Here is a 20,529-nt window from a genome sequence, read left to right as displayed (position 1 = left end):
GAGCGTCTCCGCAGCTTCCACCGCGTCCCAGCACCTCAGCAGCGCCGGTGAAGGGCGTTCTATGCCTTACGCATTCAACGCGCAAGTGGAAAATTCAAGAATATCGCAAAAAACTTCAAAATCATTTTTTATACAATAATTTCTGATAGTTGAGTGGAACTCACCTCATAGAAATCGGCGAAAATCATCCTTCAAGCACATCAGATATACCTCCTAGGTTTCAGTGCTTGTTGGTTCAAACCCAACATATAGTGAGAACATTACAGTCACCCACAAGACTATACCGACTCGACGGCAATCAGCGATTCATTTCCAATCCCGGAATCGCGCCCGATATCGGCTCCGCCAGGCGCAATGCAAGTTGGTCTTACAGGGCCTTGCGCATTGTCTATGGATAGGCTCAGGTCTTTTCAAAGCAAACCCGATACGCCTGTGACCTTGATATGACGAATGACATTAAGTTTCCCTTGCTGCGAACCGTTGGATTTGACGGTCTGTTGGTGACCTTTGCGCAAACCATGTCCGAGCCGTCGAACCGCGCCGCCCTGGCATTTCGGGGCGCAGTCGAGGCGCAGCAGATTGACGGCGTGCTTGAGACTTCGGCCTCGCTGGCATCTGCATTTATAAGGTTTGATCCATTAAGCCTGTCGCATCATGACATCGAAGAGTTGCTGCGGGCTATGCTGGTCAGTCGCGATTGGTACGCTGCACCTTTGCCTGTGGGGCGACGATTCTGGAAAGTGCCGACGGTCTACGGTTCCGATCTCGCGCCACAGCTAGAAGACGCGGCATTGGCAGCAGGGTTGTCACCAGCGGACGCCATTGATCGTCTCAGCCAATCGCGTGTGCGGGTTTTAACCATCGGATTTGCGCCGGGCCAACCTTATCTCGGGCCACTCGGACCCGAATTCAACATTCCACGCCTGAAAGAGCTGACGCCGATGGTACCTGAAGGGGCGTTGGTTTTGGCAATTTCGCAATTTGTCCTGTTCTCGGGGCCAACCCCAACTGGATGGCGTCATGTTGGACAAACCGCGTTTCGTTGCTTTCGTCCGGACATGGAGCAAAGTTTTGCCCTCAACCCCGGTGATGAGATGCAGTTCATCTCAGTCACGCGCGAAGAGCTTGAGGATATCCGTACAACCTGCACTGATGGCTCTGGTGGTGCGAGTTGCGAGGAGATCACGACATGACGCTGATCGTCCATCGCATCGGCCCAGCTTGCACGGTTCAGGATCAAGGGCGCACCGGGTATCTGGATCAAGGCCTGTCGCGTTCGGGTGCCGCAGATATAGTTGCGCTTTATGAAGGGGCCGCGTTGCTTGGTAACACTCCAACGAGCGCCGCCCTCGAAATGGCGGGGATGGGTGGCGAGTTTGAGGCAACCGCACCAACCGCAATCGCGCTGACCGGCGCACCGATGCAGGCCAGTATCGATGGCAGCCCCGTCTTGTGGAATGCCTCGCATCAGATGGAGGCTGGGCAGCGGCTGGTAGTCGGGTCGGTGCTGCAGGGCAGTTACGGGTATCTGAATCTGGGTGGCGGGATCGAGACCGACGTGACGCTGGGCTCACGCGCGGCCCATCTGACCGCAAGGATCGGGCGCGCCGTTCAAGCGGGTGATCACCTGCCTTCGACGGAAACCGGCAAGACCGGCCTGAAGCTGCGTTCGGAGGATCGGTTTTCAGGTGGGATGTTGCGGGTTGTGGCCAGCTTTCAAACTGCACTGTTCGATGACGAGACGCTGGCACGGTTTACGCAAACGACATTCCGCCGCGGCGCCCGAGCCAACCGGATGGGCATGCAGCTGGATAGTGAAGGTGACGGCTTCGCGGCCAAGGGTCAGTTGAACATACTGTCCGAAGTCATAACCCCCGGCGATATACAGATGACCGGCACCGGTGCGCCCTTCATCCTACTGCCCGAGTGCCAGACCACCGGAGGTTACCCGCGCATCGCAACCGTTCTGCCCTGTGATCTGCCTCGTGCTGCACAGACCCCGGCGGGAGGCGAGGTGCGCTTCGAATTCGTAACACTGGAACAAGCCATCACTCTGCAAGCCGCATTTAAGGCCGATCTTGCCCGCCTGCCCGCCCGTGTTGAACCCTTGGTCCGCGATCCACATGACATCCCGGACCTCCTGTCCTACCAACTGATCAGCGGAATGATCTCTGCCACCGAATAAGGAGTTATTGCGATGCCGAGCGTCGATCTGAATGCCGATATGGGCGAAAGCTTTGGCCCGTGGAAGATGGGTGATGATGAAAGCCTTCTGAAGATCATCACATCAGCCAATATCGCCTGTGGCTTTCATGCGGGTGACCCGGATGTGATGGCCAAGACCATGGCTCTGGCAGCTCAGAACGGTGTGGGCATCGGTGCGCATCCCGGTTTTCCTGATCTGCAGGGGTTCGGGCGTCGAAACATGAAAGTGCCCCATGACAGTTTGCGCAATCTGGTGCGTTATCAGCTTGGATCGGCAATCGGCATGGCCAAGGCGATGGGCACTGAAGTGCGCCATCTAAAGCTACATGGAGCGCTGGCCAACATGTGTTCGGTCGATATCGATATGGCGCGGGCCTGTTATCAGGGCGCATTGGACGTGGACCCGGACATCATCATCATGGTGCTGGCGGTCACCAAACAAGAAGAAGCGGTGCGCGAGCTGGACTGCAAGTGGGTGGGCGAAATCTTCGCCGACCGTGCCTATAACGACGATGGCACTTTGGTGGATCGGTCACTGCCGGGAGCCGTGATACACGACCCTGCACTGGCCGGACCACGTATTCTGGAAATGGTGAAGGAAGGTGCCATCATCACCGAATCCGGCAAACGCCTTGAGACCTCAATCGATACGATCTGCCTGCATGGTGATGGCCCGACAGCAGTTCAGATCGCGCACTCGGTGCGCGAGAACCTGATCGCGGGCGGAGTCGAGGTCACAAAATTCATCCGTTAGTTACAACAACGTAACTTTGGCACCCCATCTCCAAACTGTTGCCCATGCAGGCCTTAGCGCCTAGCATGCATGGCAAGTGCATGATCTGACTACCACAAATCCAAGCAACGCGCCGCAAGGAGGTTAGCCTATGTCTTTTGATCTGATGTCCTACCAGCCAAGGGGCGACAAGAAGAACTCGGACTTCTTCACCGAATATCTTCCCAGGATTTACGAGCGCCGCATCAGCTCGGGCATTGCGGATCAGGTCGGTGCGATGCGGGCCATTGTCATTCAGGTCGAGACAGATGCGCTGTTTGACACGCTGGTCGAGCTTTATGTGATGACCCCCTATCGCCACACCGCCAGCTATTTGGGACAGACACACAAGTTCTCGGTGATGCATTCACATGCCGATTATCCGGCGCTGATCCTGATGGCTCCGCTCAGCCCGGCATTCGAGGATTTCATCCCGCGTATCAATCGTATGTACCCGCTGGCGCGCGGTAAGCCGCAGACGCGATATGTAGGTGAGATTTACGGTGCCACTGACCTGAAGGCGCTGACTGGATCGCTGGAGGATCAGAATATTCGGTTCGAATATTCTGGGGACACCGAAAATCCGTTCTACACGCTGGAAGGATACCGCTTTACGACGCCATCGGATTTCACGTGCAATCGCGTCGGCTATTCCACGCTGGATTTCAACGACACAGACAGTTTGGGGTTAGGCGACCGTGTTTTGCTGAGCGATGTGGAACAAGCCAAGCTGGATCAGGCCGCTGCGTTTGGGACGGATAGCAAAATCGCACCCCTGATGCTGGGGATCGATCATCTGGCGACACGCATTCTGGCCGGGGAACGTGAGGACGCGATCCTCGAATTTCTGACCATGGTGCCTTATTACTTCTGGGGGGCGTACAACATCTTCGACATGAACTCGTCGACCAATGTGAATCGCAATGCCAATGTGGATGACGACAAGAAATCCCCTGCCAAGGTCTTTACTGCAAACAACACGCCCTCATTCGTGAACTCTTTCGAGCAATTGCCGATGCCAACCGAGGATTTCGTGCGTAATTTCGGACGACGCTTGCACCACATGGCGGTTGAAATTCAGGACGGCGACCATGGCGCGGGTGAGAAAAATGTCGATTTCGTGGTCAACACTCTTAAAGACAAGGGCGTTCCGTTCCTGGCCCATGTGGTCGGGGAATGCAAAGATGATCCGAACCTGAAACAGATCTTCTCAAAGCACTCGAAACACACGCTGCTGATCACCGAATACATCGAACGTTGTCATCACTACGACGGCTTCTTCACCAAGGATAACGTTGCAGCCTTAACTGCGGCGGCCGGGCAAGATGAACAGTACAAACACGGCCACGTCTTCGATTGATTTGCCAAAAAATATGGGCTGCGAGGTCATCGCAGCCCAGGCCCATCCAGGAGAGAATGCCGGGTCTTATGACGGCCCGATCATGAAACACGTGACATTGCGCGCCTGTAACCGACGACAGGCCAGATCAGCCTGCTCGCGGGTCATGCCCTGAAATGTCGCGTCAAACCCACGCGAGCTTTGATTCACCTTGCGCAAAGTGCCTTCCAAAGTGGTCATTTCCGACAGCGCAGTTTTCAACAGAACCTTCTCGGCCTCATACCGTGTGGTGTAGCGGCCAACATTGACGCCCCAAAGGTGACCGCCGGAAGTGGACAAGCGGGTCACAACTTCGGGTTCAGGCTCGGGCTGTTTGGCCGGTTCGACCGAGGCCAGCACCACGTTTTCGGAAGGCTTGGCGCCATCCGACGGTGCTATGTCTGCTGCTGCAATCGCAGCAGCGATACCGTCCTGAATCCGGGTGTTGTCTTTTTCAGCCGTTGCGGCGACCGACCCCGCGACCTGAACCGTTTCGCTCGCCACCGGGCGCAACACCGGGCGCAGGCTCTTTTTCGGCGGGCCCGCTTGGGCGACCACTTGTGCACTACCCAGACCAGCATTCCCTGCATAGGCCGGGCGGGCGGGCTTACGGATTGGCGCACGCGAGGGGGCACGGCGGAAACCCATATCCAAAAGCTCGGCCACCCGGGCGTTGCGCGATGCACCTGATTTGCCACCGAAGACGGTCGCGATGATACGTTCATCCTTGCGCTTGGCCGAAGCAACCAGATTAAACCCTGCGGCGCGGGTATAGCCGGTCTTGATCCCATCGGCGCCCCGATAGGCTGCCAAAAGGCGGCGGTTGGTGTTCGGTACAGTCTTGATCCCGGCATTCGTCGATTGGCGCGAGAACAGGTTGTAGTACTGCGGGTAATCATACAGCAGGTGACGGCCCAGCGTGGTCATATCCCGCGCGGTCGACAAATGCCCCGACTCGGTCAGACCATGGGCATTCTTGAAGGTGGTCCGGCTCATCCCCATCGCCTTGGCTGTGCGGGTCATGCGACGAGCAAACGCCGCCTCGGACCCGCTGAGGGCGATGCCGATCGCGGTTGCCGCGTCATTGGCGGATTTCACCGCCGCCGCCCGGATCAGATAGCGAAACGCGATTCGCTGCCCAGTGCGCAAACCCAGCTTCGAGGGCGGCTCAGCCGCTGCCGCCTTGGTGATGCGCACCTGAGTGTCCAACGTGATCTCACCATTCCGCACGGCCTCAAACGCAATATACAGCGTCATCATCTTGGTCAGAGATGCCGGATGCAACCGCGTGTCGGCATTGCGGGAATGCAGCACTTCTCCGGTGCGTGCGTCGATCACCATGGCCGCGTAAGGGGCCGCCATGCCCTGAAGTGGTGCAAATGAAAGCAGCCACAGAAATGCTATAAGTAAAAAGCCCATTCGGGCCGGAACTGTCCGCCGAATCTGCACGATCTTTGCCTCTGTCTGCCTCGCGCCGCCGGGTTTTCCCAGTCAGCAATTTTTATTTTGATATTCTTCAGGCTAACACAGGGACGGGTTTAAAGAAACTGAAAGCTGCGTTTGAGTGGATCATATACACGATCAGATTCACGCTACATATGGTGTTTCATGCGCGCCCGGACACCATACCGGCGATTGTGCCGAATTTGAGGCAAGCCGTGTCATCGAATTTTTTGTGACTGATGTCAAACGGCAACAGGTCAGGAAATCTGATCAATCAAAGCTGAAAGATCACCCAAATCCTTCAACTCGCGGAACCGTGGGTTGGAAGTTGGGACCTCGGCCTGCTCGACCTCCCATACCAACCCGTGCGGGACATGCACGCCCCAGCACCCGGCTTCGATTGGGGCCACCACGTCAGAACGCATCGAGTTTCCGATCATCATCGAAGCGTCGGGTCCATCACCATACTGGTCAAAAATCATCGCATAGGTCGCCGCCGTTTTTTCGCTCACGATCTCGACGCCATCGAACAGCTCACCCAATCCGGATTGCGCCAGCTTACGCTCCTGATCGATCAGGTCGCCCTTGGTGATCAGCAGAACCTTATGCGTCTCGGCCACCGCCTCGATGGCCTCGCGCGCATGGGGGAGCAGTTCGATGGGATGTGCCAGCATCTCCTGCCCCGCTTCAACAAGTTGGCGGATGACGCGCGCCGGTACGCGATCTTCCGTCACCTCAATCGCTGTCTCGATCATCGACAGGGTAAAGCCCTTGATGCCATACCCATAGTGCTGGATGTTGCGCTTTTCGGCGGCAAGTAGACGTTCCATCAGGTGATCGTGATCGGCGTGATCGGCGAGCAATTCGGCAAAATATGCCTGAGTCAGCTGGAAGAAACGCTCGTTATGCCAAAGGGTATCGTCTGCATCGAACCCGATTGTTGTCAGCTTGTCCCGCGTCGCATTTCCGTCCGGTTGCTCTTTTCTCTGGCCACCGTGACGTTATATAAGCCGGGAAACAATTCGTAGTGTTAATCGAGATTCTCTTACAGCAATGCGCAAACACCAGTGGATCATGTCTGAAAAGGACGACGAAGACGACGACACGTCGGTCCTGGTGCAAACGCGCCCCAAGACCAAGCGGCCGCCGCTGTATAAGGTGTTGTTGCTGAATGACGATTACACACCGATGGAGTTCGTGGTGCATGTGCTGGAACGGTTCTTCGGCATGACCCATGCGCAAGCGTTTGAAATCATGCTGACCGTACACAAGAAAGGTGTCGCCGTGGTTGGCGTGTTCAGCCATGAGATTGCCGAGACCAAGGTCGGGCAAGTCATGGATTTCGCGCGCAGGCATCAGCACCCGCTGCAATGCACCATGGAACGCGAAGAATAACGCACGGCCATGTCCTCTCGCCTTGATCTAGCCCTGAACAGCGGGCTCAGCCTGTCGCAACCGCTGACTGTCTTGGCGCCGACCCTGGACCACGATTTGTCGGACCTTCCGCGCGAGGCGCAGATGGTGCAACCGTTCAAACCATTCCACGATCACTTTGCCACGCAGGGCTTTGTCGCAACGCCCAATAGTGACGCGCCTTGCCAGGATGCGGTCGTGTTTCTACCGCGCGCCAAGGCGCTGGCCCGGGCGCTGATCCATCAGGCCTGCAGCCGCGCCAGCGGGGTCATCGTGGTGGACGGGGCCAAAACCGATGGCGTCGACAGTTTGCTGAAAGATATCCGCAAGCGGGTTGCGATCGAGGGTCCAATCTCGAAGGCACATGGCAAGATTTTCTGGTTTCAGTCTGATGCGGACGCCTTTGCCGACTGGGCTGCGCCTGAAAACCAAATGGTTGACGGCTTCCATACCGCGCCCGGTGTGTTTTCCGCCGATGGTATCGATCCTGCCTCGGCCCTGCTGCTGAAGTCTCTGCCAACCAAGCACGGCACGCGCATCGCTGATCTGGGTGCAGGTTGGGGCTTTCTGTCCGCAAAGCTGATCGACGACACCTTGCGCAGCCTGCATCTGGTTGAGGCCGACCACACCGCCCTTACTTGTGCCCGCGCCAACGTCACCGACCCCCGTGCGCAGTTCCACTGGGCCGACGCCACCAAATGGAGCGCGCCCGAGCCGCTGGACATGGTGATCATGAATCCGCCCTTTCACACTTCGCGCAGCGCCGACCCGACATTGGGCCAGGGCTTTATCACCAGTGCGGCACGCAACCTCACCCGCAACGGTCAACTCTGGATGGTCGCCAATCGCCACCTGCCCTACGAGGCAACGCTGGCCGAGGCTTTCGCCCGTGTTGACGAAGTGGCAGGAGACAACCGCTTCAAGGTGTTCCATGCCTCTCGCCCTCGGGGCTGAGGCCCGCTAACCTGCGCCAGAACTCAGGAGGATTCGCATGTCCTTTTCCATCGCGGGCAAGACCGCAATCGTCACCGGGGGTGCCAACGGCATCGGACTGGCCATCGGACGGCACTTTGCCGATGCAGGCGCCAATGTCATGTTCGCCGATATGGATGAAAAGCGCCTGTCCGATGAGCTGGGCGAACAGGCGGATGACAGCAACATCCGTTATTTCGCCGGTGACCTGCGTGAAAAGTTGACCATCGCCAATCTGCTTTCGGCCACGCTGGATGCGTTTGATCAGGTTGATATCCTGATCAATGGTGCGCGGCAGGTGATCCCGTCGGACCCGCTGGACACCGATGACGATTCGGTGCGCACATTGCTGAACCAGAACCTGATGCCCGCGCTGCGACTGAGCCAACTAGTGGCTAAGCGATTTATCAAACAGGCTGATGGAGACGATGAGAACCCTGCCGGGTCGATCATCAACCTGTCCTCGATTGCCGCACGCCGCACCCATCCCGATCTGATGGCATATTCCGTTTCGACCGCTGCGCTGGATCAGATGACCCGTTCGTTGGCGGTTGCACTTGCGCCCAGCCGTATTCGCGTAAACTCCATCGCGCTGGGATCGGTCATGAGCGCCTCATTGCAGTCAACGCTGAAAGAAAACCGAGATTTCCGGGACGACATCGAAAAACATACTCCGCTTTCCCGGATTGCCGCTCCGAACGAACTGGTCGAAACCGCGCAATTTCTCGCGTCGGACGCTGCGGGCTTCATGACAGGCCAAATTCTAACCATTGACGGAGGCCGCACCCTGCTGGACCCTGTCGCAGCCCCGGCCCACTGATCCCAATGTTCGATAAAGAAAAAGCCACCGCCTCTGCCTGGTTCCGCCAGTTGCGAGATGACATCGTAACCGCCTTCGAAGCGTTGGAAGACAGCCACACCTCAGGCCCCTTCTCGGATTCTCAGCCGGGAAGGTTCGAAGTCAAAGAAACTAAACGGCAGTCTGACGATGGCTCCGACGCGGGCGGCGGGCTGATGTCGGTGATGCGCGGGGGCCGCGTGTTCGAGAAGGTGGGCGTTAATGTCTCAACCGTCTTTGGTACGCTGGGTGAGCGCGCGCAAAACGCGATGGCTGCGCGCAAGGGTATTCCGGGGATGAAGGACGACCCCCGGTTCTGGGCTTCGGGCATCAGCCTTGTGGCCCATATGCAGAACCCGCATGTGCCTGCGGTCCATATGAACACCCGGATGTTCTGGACTCCACATGCCTGGTGGTTCGGCGGCGGCTCCGACCTGAATCCCTGCATCGAATATGACGACGACACCGCCCATTTCCACGCCACCCAAAAAGCGCATCTCGACCCGCACGGACCCGGCCACTACCCGCGCCTCAAAGATTGGGCTGACGAGTATTTTTATATCCCCCACCGAAAGCGCGCTCGGGGTGTCGGCGGGATCTTCATGGATGACTATTGCACCGGCGACTGGCAGGCGGATTTTGCGCTGACTCAGGACATCGGTCGCGCCTTCCTGCCCGCCTTTCTGCCTCTGGTCGAAAAACGCCGGGTGCAAAGCTTTGACGACGCGGACAAAAACACCCAGCTGGTGCATCGTGGGCTCTATGCCGAATACAATCTGGTCTATGACCGGGGCACCAAGTTTGGTCTGGAAACCGGGCACGACCCCGATGCTGTTCTGATGAGTCTGCCGCCCTTGGCCAAATGGGTCTGACCGCTAAAACCCCATATCGATGGAATTATCAAAGCAGTAGTTTTGCGCCGAAGCGGCGGACAGGTTCTCACCCACCCTGTTGACGGTCAAAGAATACCCCGGATTGGTATCCGCGCCGGGCGGTGGAGTTAGCGAAAACTGCACTGTGCGAACACCTTTCTCGTAAGCTTTGGAAACATAAATCCGCTGCGAGTTTGAAACTCCCAATGTGCGAACTGCATAATCACCAATTCCACACCAATAGGTGACCGCAGCCGAGGATCCACCGACAGGCTTCACTTCGTAGGTTCCATCCTTAAGCGGCGTGATCTGGGTTCTGAACTGCGGTCTTAGTTTATAGCCAAAACCAACGCCCTGAGACTGCGCAATGGTGGGGGCCAGTATGATGGCTGTCAAAGAGAGGCATGTAAGAAAACGCATATAAAACACCCTATGAAAAACGCGATCACGGCTGAGACGACGTGGGACCAACCAGCCTATACGAATCAATATAGTCAAACCGGGCCTCAGGTCTAACTCAACCCGTAACACATCAACTTGAGTGAAAATTCTTTCTTTGAATATGTGGTGCGCTATGATCTCTGCATCAGCAGTTTCCAGAGTGGCCCGTGGAAAAGTCATTTCCCAAAGACTGGTTCGATCTTTCCGGTGAAAAATACGCCGACTTCGGTGCGTTATTTTATCTGGCTGCCCTGACCAAAACGCATCGTAACCGCAGTTTGGCACAGGTTCTCTATGCGTTCGAAACGCCGCTGAGATTGGGCCAGTATCACATCTTCCGCCAAAACGGCTTTCCGCGCGGATTCGTGACATTTGCCGGTCTCAGCCCGGAAGCCGAATATCGCTATGCGGTGAAGGAAGAGCCGCTGAGAGATGTCGATTTCGCCAGTGGCTCATCCTTCTGGATCATCGATATGGTGGCACCCTTCGGCCAAACTCGTAAGATCGTCGACATGCTGAAACGGGACATCCCGCACCCACGCGTGCGCACCAATCGCCTCAGCAGCGACCTATCCACAAAACGTATCGTCGAATGGACACGCGATGACCAGCAACAGGTGCATATGCGCCTTTACCGCGATGCCGAATTCGCCAGAACGCTCGAGCAGGAAAACGGATGACTTCGGTTGTAACCATATCGGGCGATATCACGGGCGACGTGACCGGCTTTCCTCCGAATGTCGCCTCGGGTGACCTCGATGTCACCGCAACATCGGATTTCGGGACCTTCACCGGGGCCACCTGGGCAATCTCCGATCAACCGGATTTCGGCACCGCCTCAATAGATGCGAACGGAACGTGGACCTACACCGTCGACCCGGCCTTCTTCGATAGCCTTGATGACGGAGTGATCCAGTTAGACTCGTTCGAGGTGACGGTCACCGCCAATTTCGCCAATGGTTTCTTCACCTTCAGTGGAACCCAGACCCAGATCATTGATATCACGATCGAAGGCGTTTGCTTTACCGCAGGTACTCTGATTGAAACGGCGGAAGGCCAGCGCGCCATTGAGACCCTGCGCGTGGATGACGACGTGTTGACTGCCGATCACGGAATACAGCCGATCCGCTGGATCGAAAGCAGCACCATGTCGCCCGAGCGGTTGCGCGCAAATCCTGCGATGCGCCCGGTGCGTGTGACCGCAGGTAGTCTGGGACCTGGTGTTCCATCCCGCGATTTGCTGGTGTCTCAACAGCATCGCCTCCTGATCCACGGCCCCAAGGTCGAGATTCTGTTTGGCGCACCCGAAGTGTTGGTCGCCGCCAAACATCTGTGCTCGTGGCCGGGAATAGATATTGATACCGGTGATGAGCCGGTCGAATACCTGCATATCCTGCTGGACAGGCACGAGATTTTGTTTGCCGAAGGGGCTCAGGCCGAAAGCCTGTTTCTGGGTGAAGAAACCCTCCACACGCTGTCTTCTGACGCGCTGCAGGAACTCGCCGAGATATTCCCCGAGCGCGCCTCGGACGAACATATCGGCTTCGGCCTTGCTGCGCGGCTGATCCTGCGCGAACATGAGGCGCGTGCGCTTGCCTAGGTCCTAGACAACCCGCCCCCCGACATCCTGCGGAGCCAGCGCGACGGTCTTGATCACCGCATAGCATGTACTGCCCTGCTGCAAACCCAGCGCCGCGACCGAGCGTCGGGTCACGCGCGCCAGCACAACACCCGCAGTTGTTTTGACCGACACGATTGCACCGGGCCCCTCACCTGCCCGGATCGCCTCGACCTGCCCCGACAACACATTCAAGGCTGAAAGACCCTCGGGTGGTCTACTGGACAGGATCACCTCTTGCGCCGGAATACGAATACGCAGCTCTTCGCCGATTTGATGGGCAATCCGAGGCAGGTAAAGACGAGCGCCACCGGCATCAAGTTCGGACAGGCCATCGTCGTGATGCGCCGTAACACGGACCCGCAGAACGGCCCCCACCGCGCGCACGCCTGCAGGGGCCACGGATGGGTCCGACAGAACATCGGACGCGGGACCATGCCGCACGACACGCCCGTCCTGCAGCGCGACCACGGACGTTGCAAGCCGGGCAACCTCGGCCGCCGAATGGGTCACATAAAGTATCGGGACCGAGACCTCATCCCGCAACCGTTCGAAATAGGGCAGGATTTCAGCCTTGCGCGCGTCGTCGAGCGCGGCCAGAGGCTCATCCGCAAGGATCAGGCGCGGGCTGGCCAGCAGGGCGCGGCCAATGGCGACGCGCTGTTTCTCACCCCCCGATAGCATCGCTGGGCGGCGGTCCAGCAGATGGCCAACACCCAACATCTCGATCACCCGATCCGGGTTTTCGCGTCGTGCCCCGCGCGGCGCAAACCAGCGACCATAATTCAGGTTCTGGCGTACGGTCAGATGCGGGAACAGACGGCCTTCCTGAAAGATATAGCCCAAGCGCCGTCTATGTGGCGGCAGCCACGCACCGCGATCCGTGTCGAACAACACCCAATCGCCAACCGCGACCCGCCCGGCCTCGGGTCTCAGTAGCCCCGCGACTGCATTCACCACCGTCGTCTTTCCCGAACCAGAACGCCCAAACAGAACCGTTACACCGGAAGGTGCGTCGAAATCGAGGTCCAGCTTCATCCCGGGCAGCTGGTGTTGCAGGCGGACGGACAGGCTCATGATCCGGCCACGCGTTTGGCCACACGACGGCCCACATATTCCGACAGCAAAAGCGCGCCCATGGCGACGATGATCGAGATGATCACCAACCGAGTCGCCGCCGCCTCACCCCCTGGAACCTGCAAAAACGCATAGACTGCCGAGGGCAACGTCTGCGTCTGACCGGGTATGTTCGAAACAAAGGTGATCGTGGCCCCGAACTCCCCCATCGCCTTGGCAAACGCCAGGATCGCGCCCGCAATGACCCCAGGCAGGATCATCGGCAGCGTCACCGTTCCAAAGACCAGCAGACGCGAGGCCCCCAAAGTGGCGCCTGCCTGTTCCAGTTTTGGGTCTACCGCCTCGATCGACAACCGGATCGCGCGCACCATCAGCGGAAAAGCCATGATCCCGGCAGCCAGCGCAGCGCCAGTCCATCGGAAAGCAAAAACGATCCCAAGCTCAGCCAAAGGCGCGCCCAACGGCCCCTGAATCCCAAAGGTCAGCAGCAGCAGATAGCCGGTCACCACCGGCGGCAGGATCAGAGGCAGATGAACCAGACCATTCAGCAACTGGCGCCCCGGAAACCGCCAGCGCGCAAGCGCATAGGCAATGAAAATCCCAAAGGGCAACGTGATCAGCGTTGCCCAGAACGATACGCGCAGCGACAGGCGCAATGCCTCCATCTCTGCCGGGCCCAACCATCCCATCGTACTACCCTTCGGGCAGGGAGAACCCCTGCCTCACAAATTCGGCCTGTGCGGAATTGCCTTGCAAATAGGTCAAAAGCGCGTGCGCCGTAGGTTCTGCAGTAGAAGTCAGGGCTGCTGGATACACAATTTTCGGGTGGATATCTGCCGGGATGACACCGATGACCCCGACCCGCTCATCAGCCACAGCGTCCGAGCGATAGACGATCCCCAAAGGCGCCGCCCCCGTCGCAACCAGCGCCAGCGCGGCGCGTACATTATCCGTCTGGGCGATCTTGTCCTGAACATCGCCCCAAAGTCCCAGACCCTGTAACGCGGCCTTGCCATAGATGCCCGCAGGCACCGCATCGACCAAAGCCATGGCCAGATACCCACTGCCTAGACGGGTGCTCAGGTCAAACCCCGCCTCAATCTCGGCCGTGTCAGCCCCCGGCGCACCAATCAAAACCAACCCGTTACCCAGCAACTCAATACGTGAAGCGGTATCGATCAGGCCCTCATCCTGCAGCACGTCCATCCAATCCTCGTTGGCCGAAATGAACAGATCGGCGGGCGCCCCCGCTTGTATCTGCCGCGCCAGCACCGAGGAGGCCGCGTACGACACCGTCACCTCTTGCCCGGTCTCAGCCTCATAACTTCTGGCAATCCCGTCCAGTGCGGTCTTGAGGCTGGCGGCGGCAAATACCAGCACGCCCTCGGCCCGAACCGGGGCAGCGAGTATCGCGCAGAAGGCCAAAGCTGCGATCAGACTGCGACAGGCGCCCGTCATTCTTTGCCTCCGGATCAGAGGGTTGCAATCCCTCTGGGCATATCGGAGGCAACACGTGGCAGGCAAGGCCCTTTGGCCTTACAACCAAAGCTACGGCCCATATTGAACTCAGAATTCGGTGGAAAACGAGAATCGCCCAACCCAAGATCAATATGCTGTCGCGCTTCTCTAAAACCGAAAACTCCCGAGGTAGAGCGCTCAATCGCTAAACAACGTGTCTGATCCGCCTCGTCTGAACAGCGATATTCGCATTTCGCTATTCAACCACGATATGACACACGAGTTTGCTCGATTGGTAACCGCGCCCAGTTACCTAAACGCTGATCTGAAACCTTGCGCAATTTTGCAAAAGAAATTGTGCCATACCCTCTTGCACCCACGCACGGGCTTAGCTACATGAGCCCTCACGGGTGATTAGCTCAGTTGGTAGAGCGCTTCGTTTACACCGAAGATGTCGGGAGTTCGAGTCTCTCATCACCCACCATTCTAACCTTTTGAAATAAAAGAAAACCCTTGCAAACAAGGCGCTATGTCCGTTTGAAGGTTACAACTTTGGTTACAAAAGGTGTTCCCATGGCAGGTAAGATTCGTCACCTCGTTAACCGTTCCGGGCGGTATCATGCACGTGTTGTGGTTCCGAAAGACCTGCGCGGAATCATAGGGAAGACCGAGTTGCGCATCGCTCTCGGTGGTGACTACCGCGAAGCGCTCAAACTTTTGCCGGGCGCAGTTACGCAGATTCAGCATCAGATCGCGGTGGCAGAGCAAAAGGCGAACCCAAACCAACCACAAAACGCCTCTGCCCGTTTCCCTCTCGCACCGGATCAGATCGCACACAGCCACTATCACCAGCGCATGGCCTTTGATGATCAACTCAGAAATGATCCACGCTACTCTGCCGTCGGCATTGATGATCTGCTAGTTGGCCGCCTACGCGCTGCCATAGCAGGGAATACCAATGACGTTGAGCTATGTGAGTTGGTCGGCGCGCAGATTGAACGCTTCCGGGCTGCTGGCAATTTGGACGCGGCAACGGGTAGCACCGAATGGCGAGCGATAGCCCGTGCCCTTTGCCAAGCAGAACTTGAGGCTCTTGCGCGTTCCGCAGAGCGCGATGAAGGAGATTTTACAGGCACACCCACCGCACCGATCATTGTAAACGCCCAACCTCTGGAAGACGTCCCCGAGCCGGTCAGCATCAAACAGCTCTGGAAAGACTACGTTGCGCACCGCCAACAAGCAGGGTTCATGCGGTCTGGCACAGGTCGACAACAGCCAGTCATCGATAAATTGGTCAAATATCTAAAGCACAACGACGCAACACGAGTAACAAAGAAAAACCTGCTGGCGTGGCGTGATCACCTGATGCGTGACTTGTCGGCCAAGACGGTTAGCGATGTGTATCTCTCAACCATCCGGTCACTGTTTTCGTGGGCGGTAGAGAATGAATTACTGGATGAGAATCCGGCAGCAAACGTGCGGCAGGCAAAACCTAAGAAACAGCACGCTCGGGAACGTGGATATGTAGATCCAGAGGCAAACAAGGTCTTGAAGGCAAGCCGATCCTACCAACCCAACGAAGATGAGCGCGGCTACATCAGAGAGAAATCACATCTGGTTGCGGCCAAAAGATGGGCACCAATAATATGCGCCTTCACTGGTGCGCGCGTCTCAGAGGTTACTCAGCTCCGCAAAGAAGACGTGCGCAAGATCGATGAGCATTGGGTTATTAGGATTACGCCAGATGCCGGTTCGGTTAAGACAGGTGGATATCGTGACGCTCCGCTGCATCCCCAAATCATAAGCGAGGGCTTCATTGGCTTTGTCGAAGCTGCGAAGCCCGGGCCATTGTTTCACGGCGGCACGAGACAAGAGGACTACTCACGCAAGGCGAAGCGTGTCGCAAATCAGATTGCAGCATGGCTTAGCAAGTCCGGGCTGGCGCCAGAAGGATTGCTGCCCAATCATGCATGGCGGCACCGTTTCAAAACGCAGTGCCGTGAACTTGGTATCTCTGATCGTGTTGTCGATGCCATTCAGGGCCATGCGGGGAAAACGGCAGGTGATGACTACGGTGACGTGACGCAGAAGACCAAGATCGACGCAATCAACAGACTACCTCACTACATATTGAATTAGCTCATGCGAGATTTCTCGTTGCAGTTTAGCCAGTTATAAGGCGCTCTAGTGCACCTTGTTTTATTGGTCAGAGTGAAAGGGTTCGAATCTCCGCCCCTTGCCTCCCGAAGATCGGCGCAGACGGCCAACTTATTGATTTTTAACCAAAGGAGCCATGTTTTTTCGGGCGTCGTCTCCAATCAAACCAGCCAAGTTCAGGTTCGGCAGGTTCATTGAACCCAAGAGCACTGTCTACATGGTCCGCTAGTTATCTTGGTCTATGTTCAGTGATAGTTTGTTCCACGCATTATTGCCCAGATCCAGCCCACTTATGCACGGTGAAGAGTTCTGCCATGGGTCAGGCCATTCACTTTCTCCAGGATAGCGTCTGCGTCAATGCAGTGGTGGCGATAGAGATCGCCGATTGTTCCGGTCTGACCAAAATGCTCGACGCCCATGGGGATTGTCTGATGTCCAAGCACTGCCCCGAGCCAGGATAGAGTTGCAGGATGACCATCGATAACGGTGACAAGCTTGCAGTGTGGTGGAAGGTCGGACATCAGGGTTTCGATGTGAGAGCGTGCTGCTCGATTGCCGCGCGAACGCGCTCGTTGAGCGGCGGTCCATCCAGCATTCAGGCGATCTGCGGATGTCACGGCCAATACACCTATGTCGCGACGGCCTTCGCCAATAATACCGGCAGCCTTGATTGCCTCCGGCGCGACTGCTCCTTGATAGGCGACTACAACTTCGCAATTGGGCCCGGGTTTTCGTAACCAATAGGCCCCATCAATGGCACCTTGGCGGAACTCTTGGTCGACACGTTTTCCGGGCTGTTCAATCGGGTTGGTGGTCAGGCGCATATAGACGGAGCCTCCGGTTTCATCGCGCAGCCATGTGCGCTCATCCGGTTGCCCTTCGCCGTCGCGCTGCATGTAATCAAAGGCCCATTCCATGATCACCGCCAGTTCGTCGGCAAAGGCGGGTTCAAATGCGGCCAGCCCGTCTTGGCTCATCCCTATCAGCGGTGTTCCAACGGATTGGTGTGCTCCACCTTCGGGTGCGAGTGTGACACCCGATGGTGTGCCAACCAGCATGAAGCGCGCGTCCTGATAACAAGCGTAGTTTAGCGCATCGAGACCGCGGCTGACGAATGGATCATAGACCGTGCCAATTGGGATCAGCCGCTTACCGAACAGGGAATGCGACAGACCCGCCGCTCCCAGAAGCAACATGAGGTTCATTTCGGCGATGCCAAGCTCGATATGCTGCCCCTCCGGCGTGAATTCCCATTTCGCCGTCGAAGGGATCCGGTGTTCTATGAAGGCGTCGGCTTGCTCGGATCGGGCGAACAGTTTGCGCCGGTTCACCCAAGGACCAAGGCTTGTCGTGCCTGTCACATCCGGAGAGGTTGTCACTATGCGTTCAGCCAATGGGCTGTCGCCTTTTGATAGATCGTCTAGGATCTTGCCAAACGCCATCTGGGTCGAGATTTCGCGACTGGTGTCGATTTCGATTGGCGGCACATCCAATTTGTCATCAAAATAGCGGCGCGGACCTTTGGCAAAGAACGGGGTGCTGGCCAAAAAACCTTCGAATACGTCTGGATCTTGCACCGTCGCGAGGGGCTCCCATTCTTCGCCCTTCGGCACACCCATATGCGACTGCCATGCGACGAACTGGCTGTTGTTCATCAGCCCGCCGTGATTGTCCTTGTGGCCTGCAATAGGGGTGCCCCATCCTTTGACGGTGTAGGCCAGGAAGCATGTCGGGCGATCATGATCGATGGCGGCAAATGTCTGGGCCATGGTCTCGACGCAGTTGCCACCGAGGTTCTCCATAAGGGCTGCAAGCTCTGCATCCGTCCGCCTTTCAATCAAGGCAGTCACATCCCCCTGATCCCCCAGATCGTCCATGAGACGCTGTCGCCAATTCGCACCACCCATGAAAGTCAACGCCGAGTAGTCCTGGTTGGGGCAAGCGTCGATCCAATCACGTAGGCGGTTGCCGCCGGGCTCTTCAAAGGCCGAGCGTTGAAGAACTCCGTATTTTACGCGCACGACATCCCAACTGAATGCATTGAAGATTTTCTCGATCCGTTCGAACAGTCCTTCCCGGACGATACCGTCCAGCGACTGTCGGTTGTAATCGATGATCCACCACGTGTTTCGTAGGTCGTTTTTCCAGCCTTCCTGCAACGCCTCATAGACGTTGCCTTCGTCCAGTTCGGCATCGCCAACAAGTGCCACCATACGCCCCATCGGGGCGTCTGAACCCCAGCTTTTGGCCTTGATGTAGTCCTGAATGATCGAGGCAAACGAGGTAATCGCGACACCTAAACCTACAGACCCGGTCGAGAAATCAACGTCGTCAATGTCCTTGGTCCGGCTGGGATAACTTTGCACACCGCCAAATCCGCGGAAATTCTCCATCTTCTCGCGTGTCTGATTACCCATGAGATACTGCATCGCATGAAACACCGGCGACGCATGCGGTTTTACTGCAACCCGGTCGTCAGGGCGTAAGGCTGAGAAGTAGAGCGCGGTCATGATCGATACCATCGACGCTGACGAAGCCTGATGGCCACCGATTTTGATCCCATCCACCTTTGGTCGAACATGGTTGGCATGGTGGATCATCCAATGAGACAACCACAGCAGGCGCTGTTCGACGATCTTTAGTTGGGTGGGATCAATGTGCATGGTTGTCTCCGGGTTTAGGCGGCGCTGCGAGCAGGGTAGGGCAAAGCCTGCTCTAGGTCTGCAAGGATATCTTCGACATCCTCTAGCCCGACAGACAGACGGATCAGGCCATCGCTTATCCCATGCTCAGCCCGCTCTTCCGGGGTATACGTCGAATGAGTCATTGAGGCTGGGTGTTGGATCAGTGTTTCCGCGTCGCCCAACGACACCGCACGCTGGATCATAATCAGGCGGTTCATGAATTCAATTCCTCCGGACAGACCGGATTTTATCTCGAACGCTATCATAGCGCCCGGTTGGGACATCTGTCGCTGCGCTACATCGTGCTGTGCGAAGCTCTCAAGACCGGGGAAATAAACCTCACCGACGGCGGGGTGCGCTTCGAGGAAGTCCGCGACGACTTTGGCAGAGTCACAATGACGATCCAGACGCAGGTTCAGTGTTTTTAGACCACGCAGGATTAGCATCGCGTTGAAAGGCGCCATTACCGCGCCGGTCATATCCTTCATCCCAACAAGGCGGATCTCCGCAATCTGTTCGGCGGTTCCTACTACCAGACCGGCAACCACGTCTCCATGCCCGCCGAGATATTTGGTAGCGGAGTGTAGGACGATATCTGCGCCATGCTCGATCGGGCGGGTCAGATAGGGGCTGGCATAAGTGTTATCGACGACGACCGTTGCACCGACCGAGTGCGCAATTTCGGCGCTGGCGGCGATGTCCACCAAGCGCATGTTCGGATTGGCCGGAGTTTCGAAATAGACAACGCGGGTTTTGTCAGAAACGGCCGCTTTCAAGTTCTCAGGGTCTGTCATGTCGACGTGTGTGATCGCGACCCCCCATTTCGCCAAACCGTGACGCATGAAGGCGAAGGTGCAGCCATAGAGCGTTTTGTCCACGATGACTTCGTCACCTGGCGACAGCAGGGTCCAAAGCACTGCCGTGATCGCCCCCATGCCGCTTGAGAGAGCTAGCCCGGCCTCGGCCCCCTCAAGCGCGGCAATGCGTTGTTCAAGAAGGTCGCATGTGGGGTTTGAAATACGGCTGTAGATATGACCCTCACGCTCGCCCGCGAACATCTCTCCACCAGCCTCTGCGGTTTCAAAGGTAAACGTAGACGTCAAATGTAGCGGTGGTGTCAGAGCGCCGTCATTTTCCAGCGGGTTATAAGCATGGTGAATGGCGCGGGTGGCAAATCCGGTTGAACGAGTCATTGCAAGCT

General features: G+C 57.1%; 20 protein-coding genes and 1 tRNA gene. 13 read left to right on the top strand and 8 right to left on the bottom strand.

From position 1 onward, the window contains the following. Positions 1 to 443 precede the first annotated feature (443 nt). The 4 genes from AC2TEM_RS14995 to AC2TEM_RS14980 all read left to right on the top strand — a co-directional run bounded on the left by AC2TEM_RS14995 (position 444) and on the right by AC2TEM_RS14980 (position 4,337). On the top strand, positions 444 to 1,193 hold the full coding sequence (locus AC2TEM_RS14995; RefSeq protein ID WP_170423905.1) for a 5-oxoprolinase subunit B family protein: 750 nt from the start codon (positions 444 to 446) through the stop codon (positions 1,191 to 1,193). Beyond that, on the top strand, positions 1,190 to 2,185 hold the full coding sequence (locus AC2TEM_RS14990) for a 5-oxoprolinase subunit C family protein (protein WP_170423903.1): 996 nt from the start codon (positions 1,190 to 1,192) through the stop codon (positions 2,183 to 2,185). The genes AC2TEM_RS14995 and AC2TEM_RS14990 overlap by 4 nt, the downstream gene beginning before the upstream one ends. Before the next feature lie 12 nt (positions 2,186 to 2,197). Next, positions 2,198 to 2,959 carry a 5-oxoprolinase subunit PxpA gene (locus AC2TEM_RS14985; RefSeq protein WP_170423901.1) on the top strand — a complete coding sequence of 254 codons (762 nt, stop codon included), beginning with the start codon at positions 2,198 to 2,200 and terminating at the stop codon, positions 2,957 to 2,959. A gap of 130 nt (positions 2,960 to 3,089) precedes the next feature. After that, positions 3,090 to 4,337 (top strand): hypothetical protein, encoded by a 1,248-nt coding sequence (locus tag AC2TEM_RS14980; RefSeq protein ID WP_170408887.1) that lies wholly within the window; start codon positions 3,090 to 3,092, stop codon positions 4,335 to 4,337. 66 nt (positions 4,338 to 4,403) lie between these two features. Here AC2TEM_RS14980 and AC2TEM_RS14975 read toward each other — a convergent pair whose 3' ends face one another. Together AC2TEM_RS14975 and AC2TEM_RS14970 are read right to left on the bottom strand one after the other, a co-directional pair. Then, complete coding sequence (locus AC2TEM_RS14975; protein WP_170423899.1) at positions 4,404 to 5,774, bottom strand: D-alanyl-D-alanine carboxypeptidase family protein; 1,371 nt, start codon at positions 5,772 to 5,774, stop codon at positions 4,404 to 4,406. Positions 5,775 to 6,055: 281 nt separating this feature from the next. After that, complete coding sequence (locus tag AC2TEM_RS14970; protein WP_480856283.1) at positions 6,056 to 6,685, bottom strand: HAD family hydrolase; 630 nt, start codon at positions 6,683 to 6,685, stop codon at positions 6,056 to 6,058. Here AC2TEM_RS14970 and AC2TEM_RS14965 point away from each other — a divergent pair. Genes AC2TEM_RS14965 through hemF form a run of 5 tightly spaced genes read left to right on the top strand, consistent with a single transcriptional unit; the run spans position 6,632 to position 9,893 of the window. Next, positions 6,632 to 6,826, top strand: a complete 195-nt coding sequence (locus AC2TEM_RS14965; protein ID WP_480856280.1) for a hypothetical protein — start codon at positions 6,632 to 6,634, stop codon at positions 6,824 to 6,826. The genes AC2TEM_RS14970 and AC2TEM_RS14965 overlap by 54 nt on opposite strands. Positions 6,827 to 6,851: 25 nt before the next feature. Continuing rightward, positions 6,852 to 7,193, top strand: coding sequence for an ATP-dependent Clp protease adapter ClpS (gene clpS, locus AC2TEM_RS14960; RefSeq protein ID WP_170396046.1), 342 nt, complete (start codon positions 6,852 to 6,854; stop codon positions 7,191 to 7,193). A gap of 9 nt (positions 7,194 to 7,202) precedes the next feature. After that, a complete protein-coding gene (locus AC2TEM_RS14955) occupies positions 7,203 to 8,165 on the top strand; it encodes a class I SAM-dependent methyltransferase (protein ID WP_170423895.1) in 963 nt (320 codons plus the stop codon). A 37-nt stretch (positions 8,166 to 8,202) separates the two neighbouring features. Beyond that, positions 8,203 to 9,003 (top strand): SDR family NAD(P)-dependent oxidoreductase, encoded by an 801-nt coding sequence (locus AC2TEM_RS14950; protein ID WP_170408883.1) that lies wholly within the window; start codon positions 8,203 to 8,205, stop codon positions 9,001 to 9,003. 5 nt (positions 9,004 to 9,008) lie between these two features. After that, positions 9,009 to 9,893 carry an oxygen-dependent coproporphyrinogen oxidase gene (hemF, locus tag AC2TEM_RS14945; RefSeq protein WP_170423893.1) on the top strand — a complete coding sequence of 295 codons (885 nt, stop codon included), beginning with the start codon at positions 9,009 to 9,011 and terminating at the stop codon, positions 9,891 to 9,893. A 3-nt stretch (positions 9,894 to 9,896) separates the two neighbouring features. On the opposite strand, the gene AC2TEM_RS14940 is transcribed toward hemF, so the two are convergent. Next, entirely contained in the window at positions 9,897 to 10,313 is a 417-nt protein-coding gene (locus AC2TEM_RS14940) for a hypothetical protein (RefSeq protein WP_170396038.1), read from the bottom strand. A 188-nt stretch (positions 10,314 to 10,501) separates the two neighbouring features. Here AC2TEM_RS14940 and AC2TEM_RS14935 point away from each other — a divergent pair, with 188 nt between their 5' ends. Continuing rightward, positions 10,502 to 11,014, top strand: coding sequence for a toxin-activating lysine-acyltransferase (locus AC2TEM_RS14935; protein ID WP_170423891.1), 513 nt, complete (start codon positions 10,502 to 10,504; stop codon positions 11,012 to 11,014). Next, positions 11,011 to 11,934, top strand: a complete 924-nt coding sequence (locus AC2TEM_RS14930) for a Hint domain-containing protein (RefSeq protein WP_170423889.1) — start codon at positions 11,011 to 11,013, stop codon at positions 11,932 to 11,934. The genes AC2TEM_RS14935 and AC2TEM_RS14930 overlap by 4 nt, the downstream gene beginning before the upstream one ends. 3 nt (positions 11,935 to 11,937) lie before the next feature. Here the strand turns inward: AC2TEM_RS14930 and modC are convergent, their stop codons facing one another. Genes modC through modA form a run of 3 tightly spaced genes read right to left on the bottom strand, consistent with a single transcriptional unit; the run spans position 11,938 to position 14,487 of the window. Further along, a complete protein-coding gene (modC, locus tag AC2TEM_RS14925; protein ID WP_170423887.1) occupies positions 11,938 to 13,029 on the bottom strand; it encodes a molybdenum ABC transporter ATP-binding protein in 1,092 nt (363 codons plus the stop codon). Next, positions 13,026 to 13,718 (bottom strand): molybdate ABC transporter permease subunit, encoded by a 693-nt coding sequence (modB, locus tag AC2TEM_RS14920; RefSeq protein WP_170423885.1) that lies wholly within the window; start codon positions 13,716 to 13,718, stop codon positions 13,026 to 13,028. The genes modC and modB overlap by 4 nt, the downstream gene beginning before the upstream one ends. A gap of 4 nt (positions 13,719 to 13,722) precedes the next feature. Then, positions 13,723 to 14,487 (bottom strand): molybdate ABC transporter substrate-binding protein, encoded by a 765-nt coding sequence (gene modA / locus AC2TEM_RS14915; RefSeq protein ID WP_170423883.1) that lies wholly within the window; start codon positions 14,485 to 14,487, stop codon positions 13,723 to 13,725. A gap of 408 nt (positions 14,488 to 14,895) precedes the next feature. On the opposite strand from modA, the gene AC2TEM_RS14910 reads away from it, so the two are divergent. Both AC2TEM_RS14910 and AC2TEM_RS14905 read left to right on the top strand, forming a co-directional pair. Beyond that, positions 14,896 to 14,971 (top strand) — tRNA-Val (locus AC2TEM_RS14910). A gap of 89 nt (positions 14,972 to 15,060) precedes the next feature. Beyond that, positions 15,061 to 16,626 carry a DUF6538 domain-containing protein gene (locus AC2TEM_RS14905; protein ID WP_170423880.1) on the top strand — a complete coding sequence of 522 codons (1,566 nt, stop codon included), beginning with the start codon at positions 15,061 to 15,063 and terminating at the stop codon, positions 16,624 to 16,626. Positions 16,627 to 16,934: 308 nt separating this feature from the next. Here AC2TEM_RS14905 and AC2TEM_RS14900 read toward each other — a convergent pair whose 3' ends face one another. Beyond that, positions 16,935 to 19,307 carry a 1-deoxy-D-xylulose-5-phosphate synthase N-terminal domain-containing protein gene (locus AC2TEM_RS14900; protein ID WP_170423878.1) on the bottom strand — a complete coding sequence of 791 codons (2,373 nt, stop codon included), beginning with the start codon at positions 19,305 to 19,307 and terminating at the stop codon, positions 16,935 to 16,937. A gap of 14 nt (positions 19,308 to 19,321) precedes the next feature. After that, complete coding sequence (locus AC2TEM_RS14895) at positions 19,322 to 20,521, bottom strand: methionine gamma-lyase (protein ID WP_170423876.1); 1,200 nt, start codon at positions 20,519 to 20,521, stop codon at positions 19,322 to 19,324. Positions 20,522 to 20,529: the final 8 nt, after the last annotated feature.

This window comes from Ruegeria sp. HKCCD3925, assembly GCF_057221175.1.
Note: the sequence above shows the minus strand (reverse complement) of the source record. Positions and strands in the feature narration are given on the sequence as shown.

Bases quoted from the DNA above. Each gene is read 5' to 3' on its own strand.
- AC2TEM_RS14995 (WP_170423905.1), top strand. From the start codon at position 444: ATGACGAATGACATTAAGTTTCCCTTGCTGCGAACCGTTGGATTTGAC.
- AC2TEM_RS14990 (WP_170423903.1), top strand. From the start codon at position 1,190: ATGACGCTGATCGTCCATCGCATCGGCCCAGCTTGCACGGTTCAGGAT.
- AC2TEM_RS14985 (WP_170423901.1), top strand. From the start codon at position 2,198: ATGCCGAGCGTCGATCTGAATGCCGATATGGGCGAAAGCTTTGGCCCG.
- AC2TEM_RS14980 (WP_170408887.1), top strand. From the start codon at position 3,090: ATGTCTTTTGATCTGATGTCCTACCAGCCAAGGGGCGACAAGAAGAAC.
- AC2TEM_RS14975 (WP_170423899.1), bottom strand. From the start codon at position 5,774: ATGGGCTTTTTACTTATAGCATTTCTGTGGCTGCTTTCATTTGCACCA.
- clpS (WP_170396046.1), top strand. From the start codon at position 6,852: ATGCGCAAACACCAGTGGATCATGTCTGAAAAGGACGACGAAGACGAC.
- AC2TEM_RS14955 (WP_170423895.1), top strand. From the start codon at position 7,203: ATGTCCTCTCGCCTTGATCTAGCCCTGAACAGCGGGCTCAGCCTGTCG.
- AC2TEM_RS14950 (WP_170408883.1), top strand. From the start codon at position 8,203: ATGTCCTTTTCCATCGCGGGCAAGACCGCAATCGTCACCGGGGGTGCC.
- hemF (WP_170423893.1), top strand. From the start codon at position 9,009: ATGTTCGATAAAGAAAAAGCCACCGCCTCTGCCTGGTTCCGCCAGTTG.
- AC2TEM_RS14940 (WP_170396038.1), bottom strand. From the start codon at position 10,313: ATGCGTTTTCTTACATGCCTCTCTTTGACAGCCATCATACTGGCCCCC.
- AC2TEM_RS14930 (WP_170423889.1), top strand. From the start codon at position 11,011: ATGACTTCGGTTGTAACCATATCGGGCGATATCACGGGCGACGTGACC.
- modC (WP_170423887.1), bottom strand. From the start codon at position 13,029: ATGAGCCTGTCCGTCCGCCTGCAACACCAGCTGCCCGGGATGAAGCTG.
- modB (WP_170423885.1), bottom strand. From the start codon at position 13,718: ATGGGATGGTTGGGCCCGGCAGAGATGGAGGCATTGCGCCTGTCGCTG.
- modA (WP_170423883.1), bottom strand. From the start codon at position 14,487: ATGACGGGCGCCTGTCGCAGTCTGATCGCAGCTTTGGCCTTCTGCGCG.
- AC2TEM_RS14905 (WP_170423880.1), top strand. From the start codon at position 15,061: ATGGCAGGTAAGATTCGTCACCTCGTTAACCGTTCCGGGCGGTATCAT.
- AC2TEM_RS14900 (WP_170423878.1), bottom strand. From the start codon at position 19,307: ATGCACATTGATCCCACCCAACTAAAGATCGTCGAACAGCGCCTGCTG.
- AC2TEM_RS14895 (WP_170423876.1), bottom strand. From the start codon at position 20,521: ATGACTCGTTCAACCGGATTTGCCACCCGCGCCATTCACCATGCTTAT.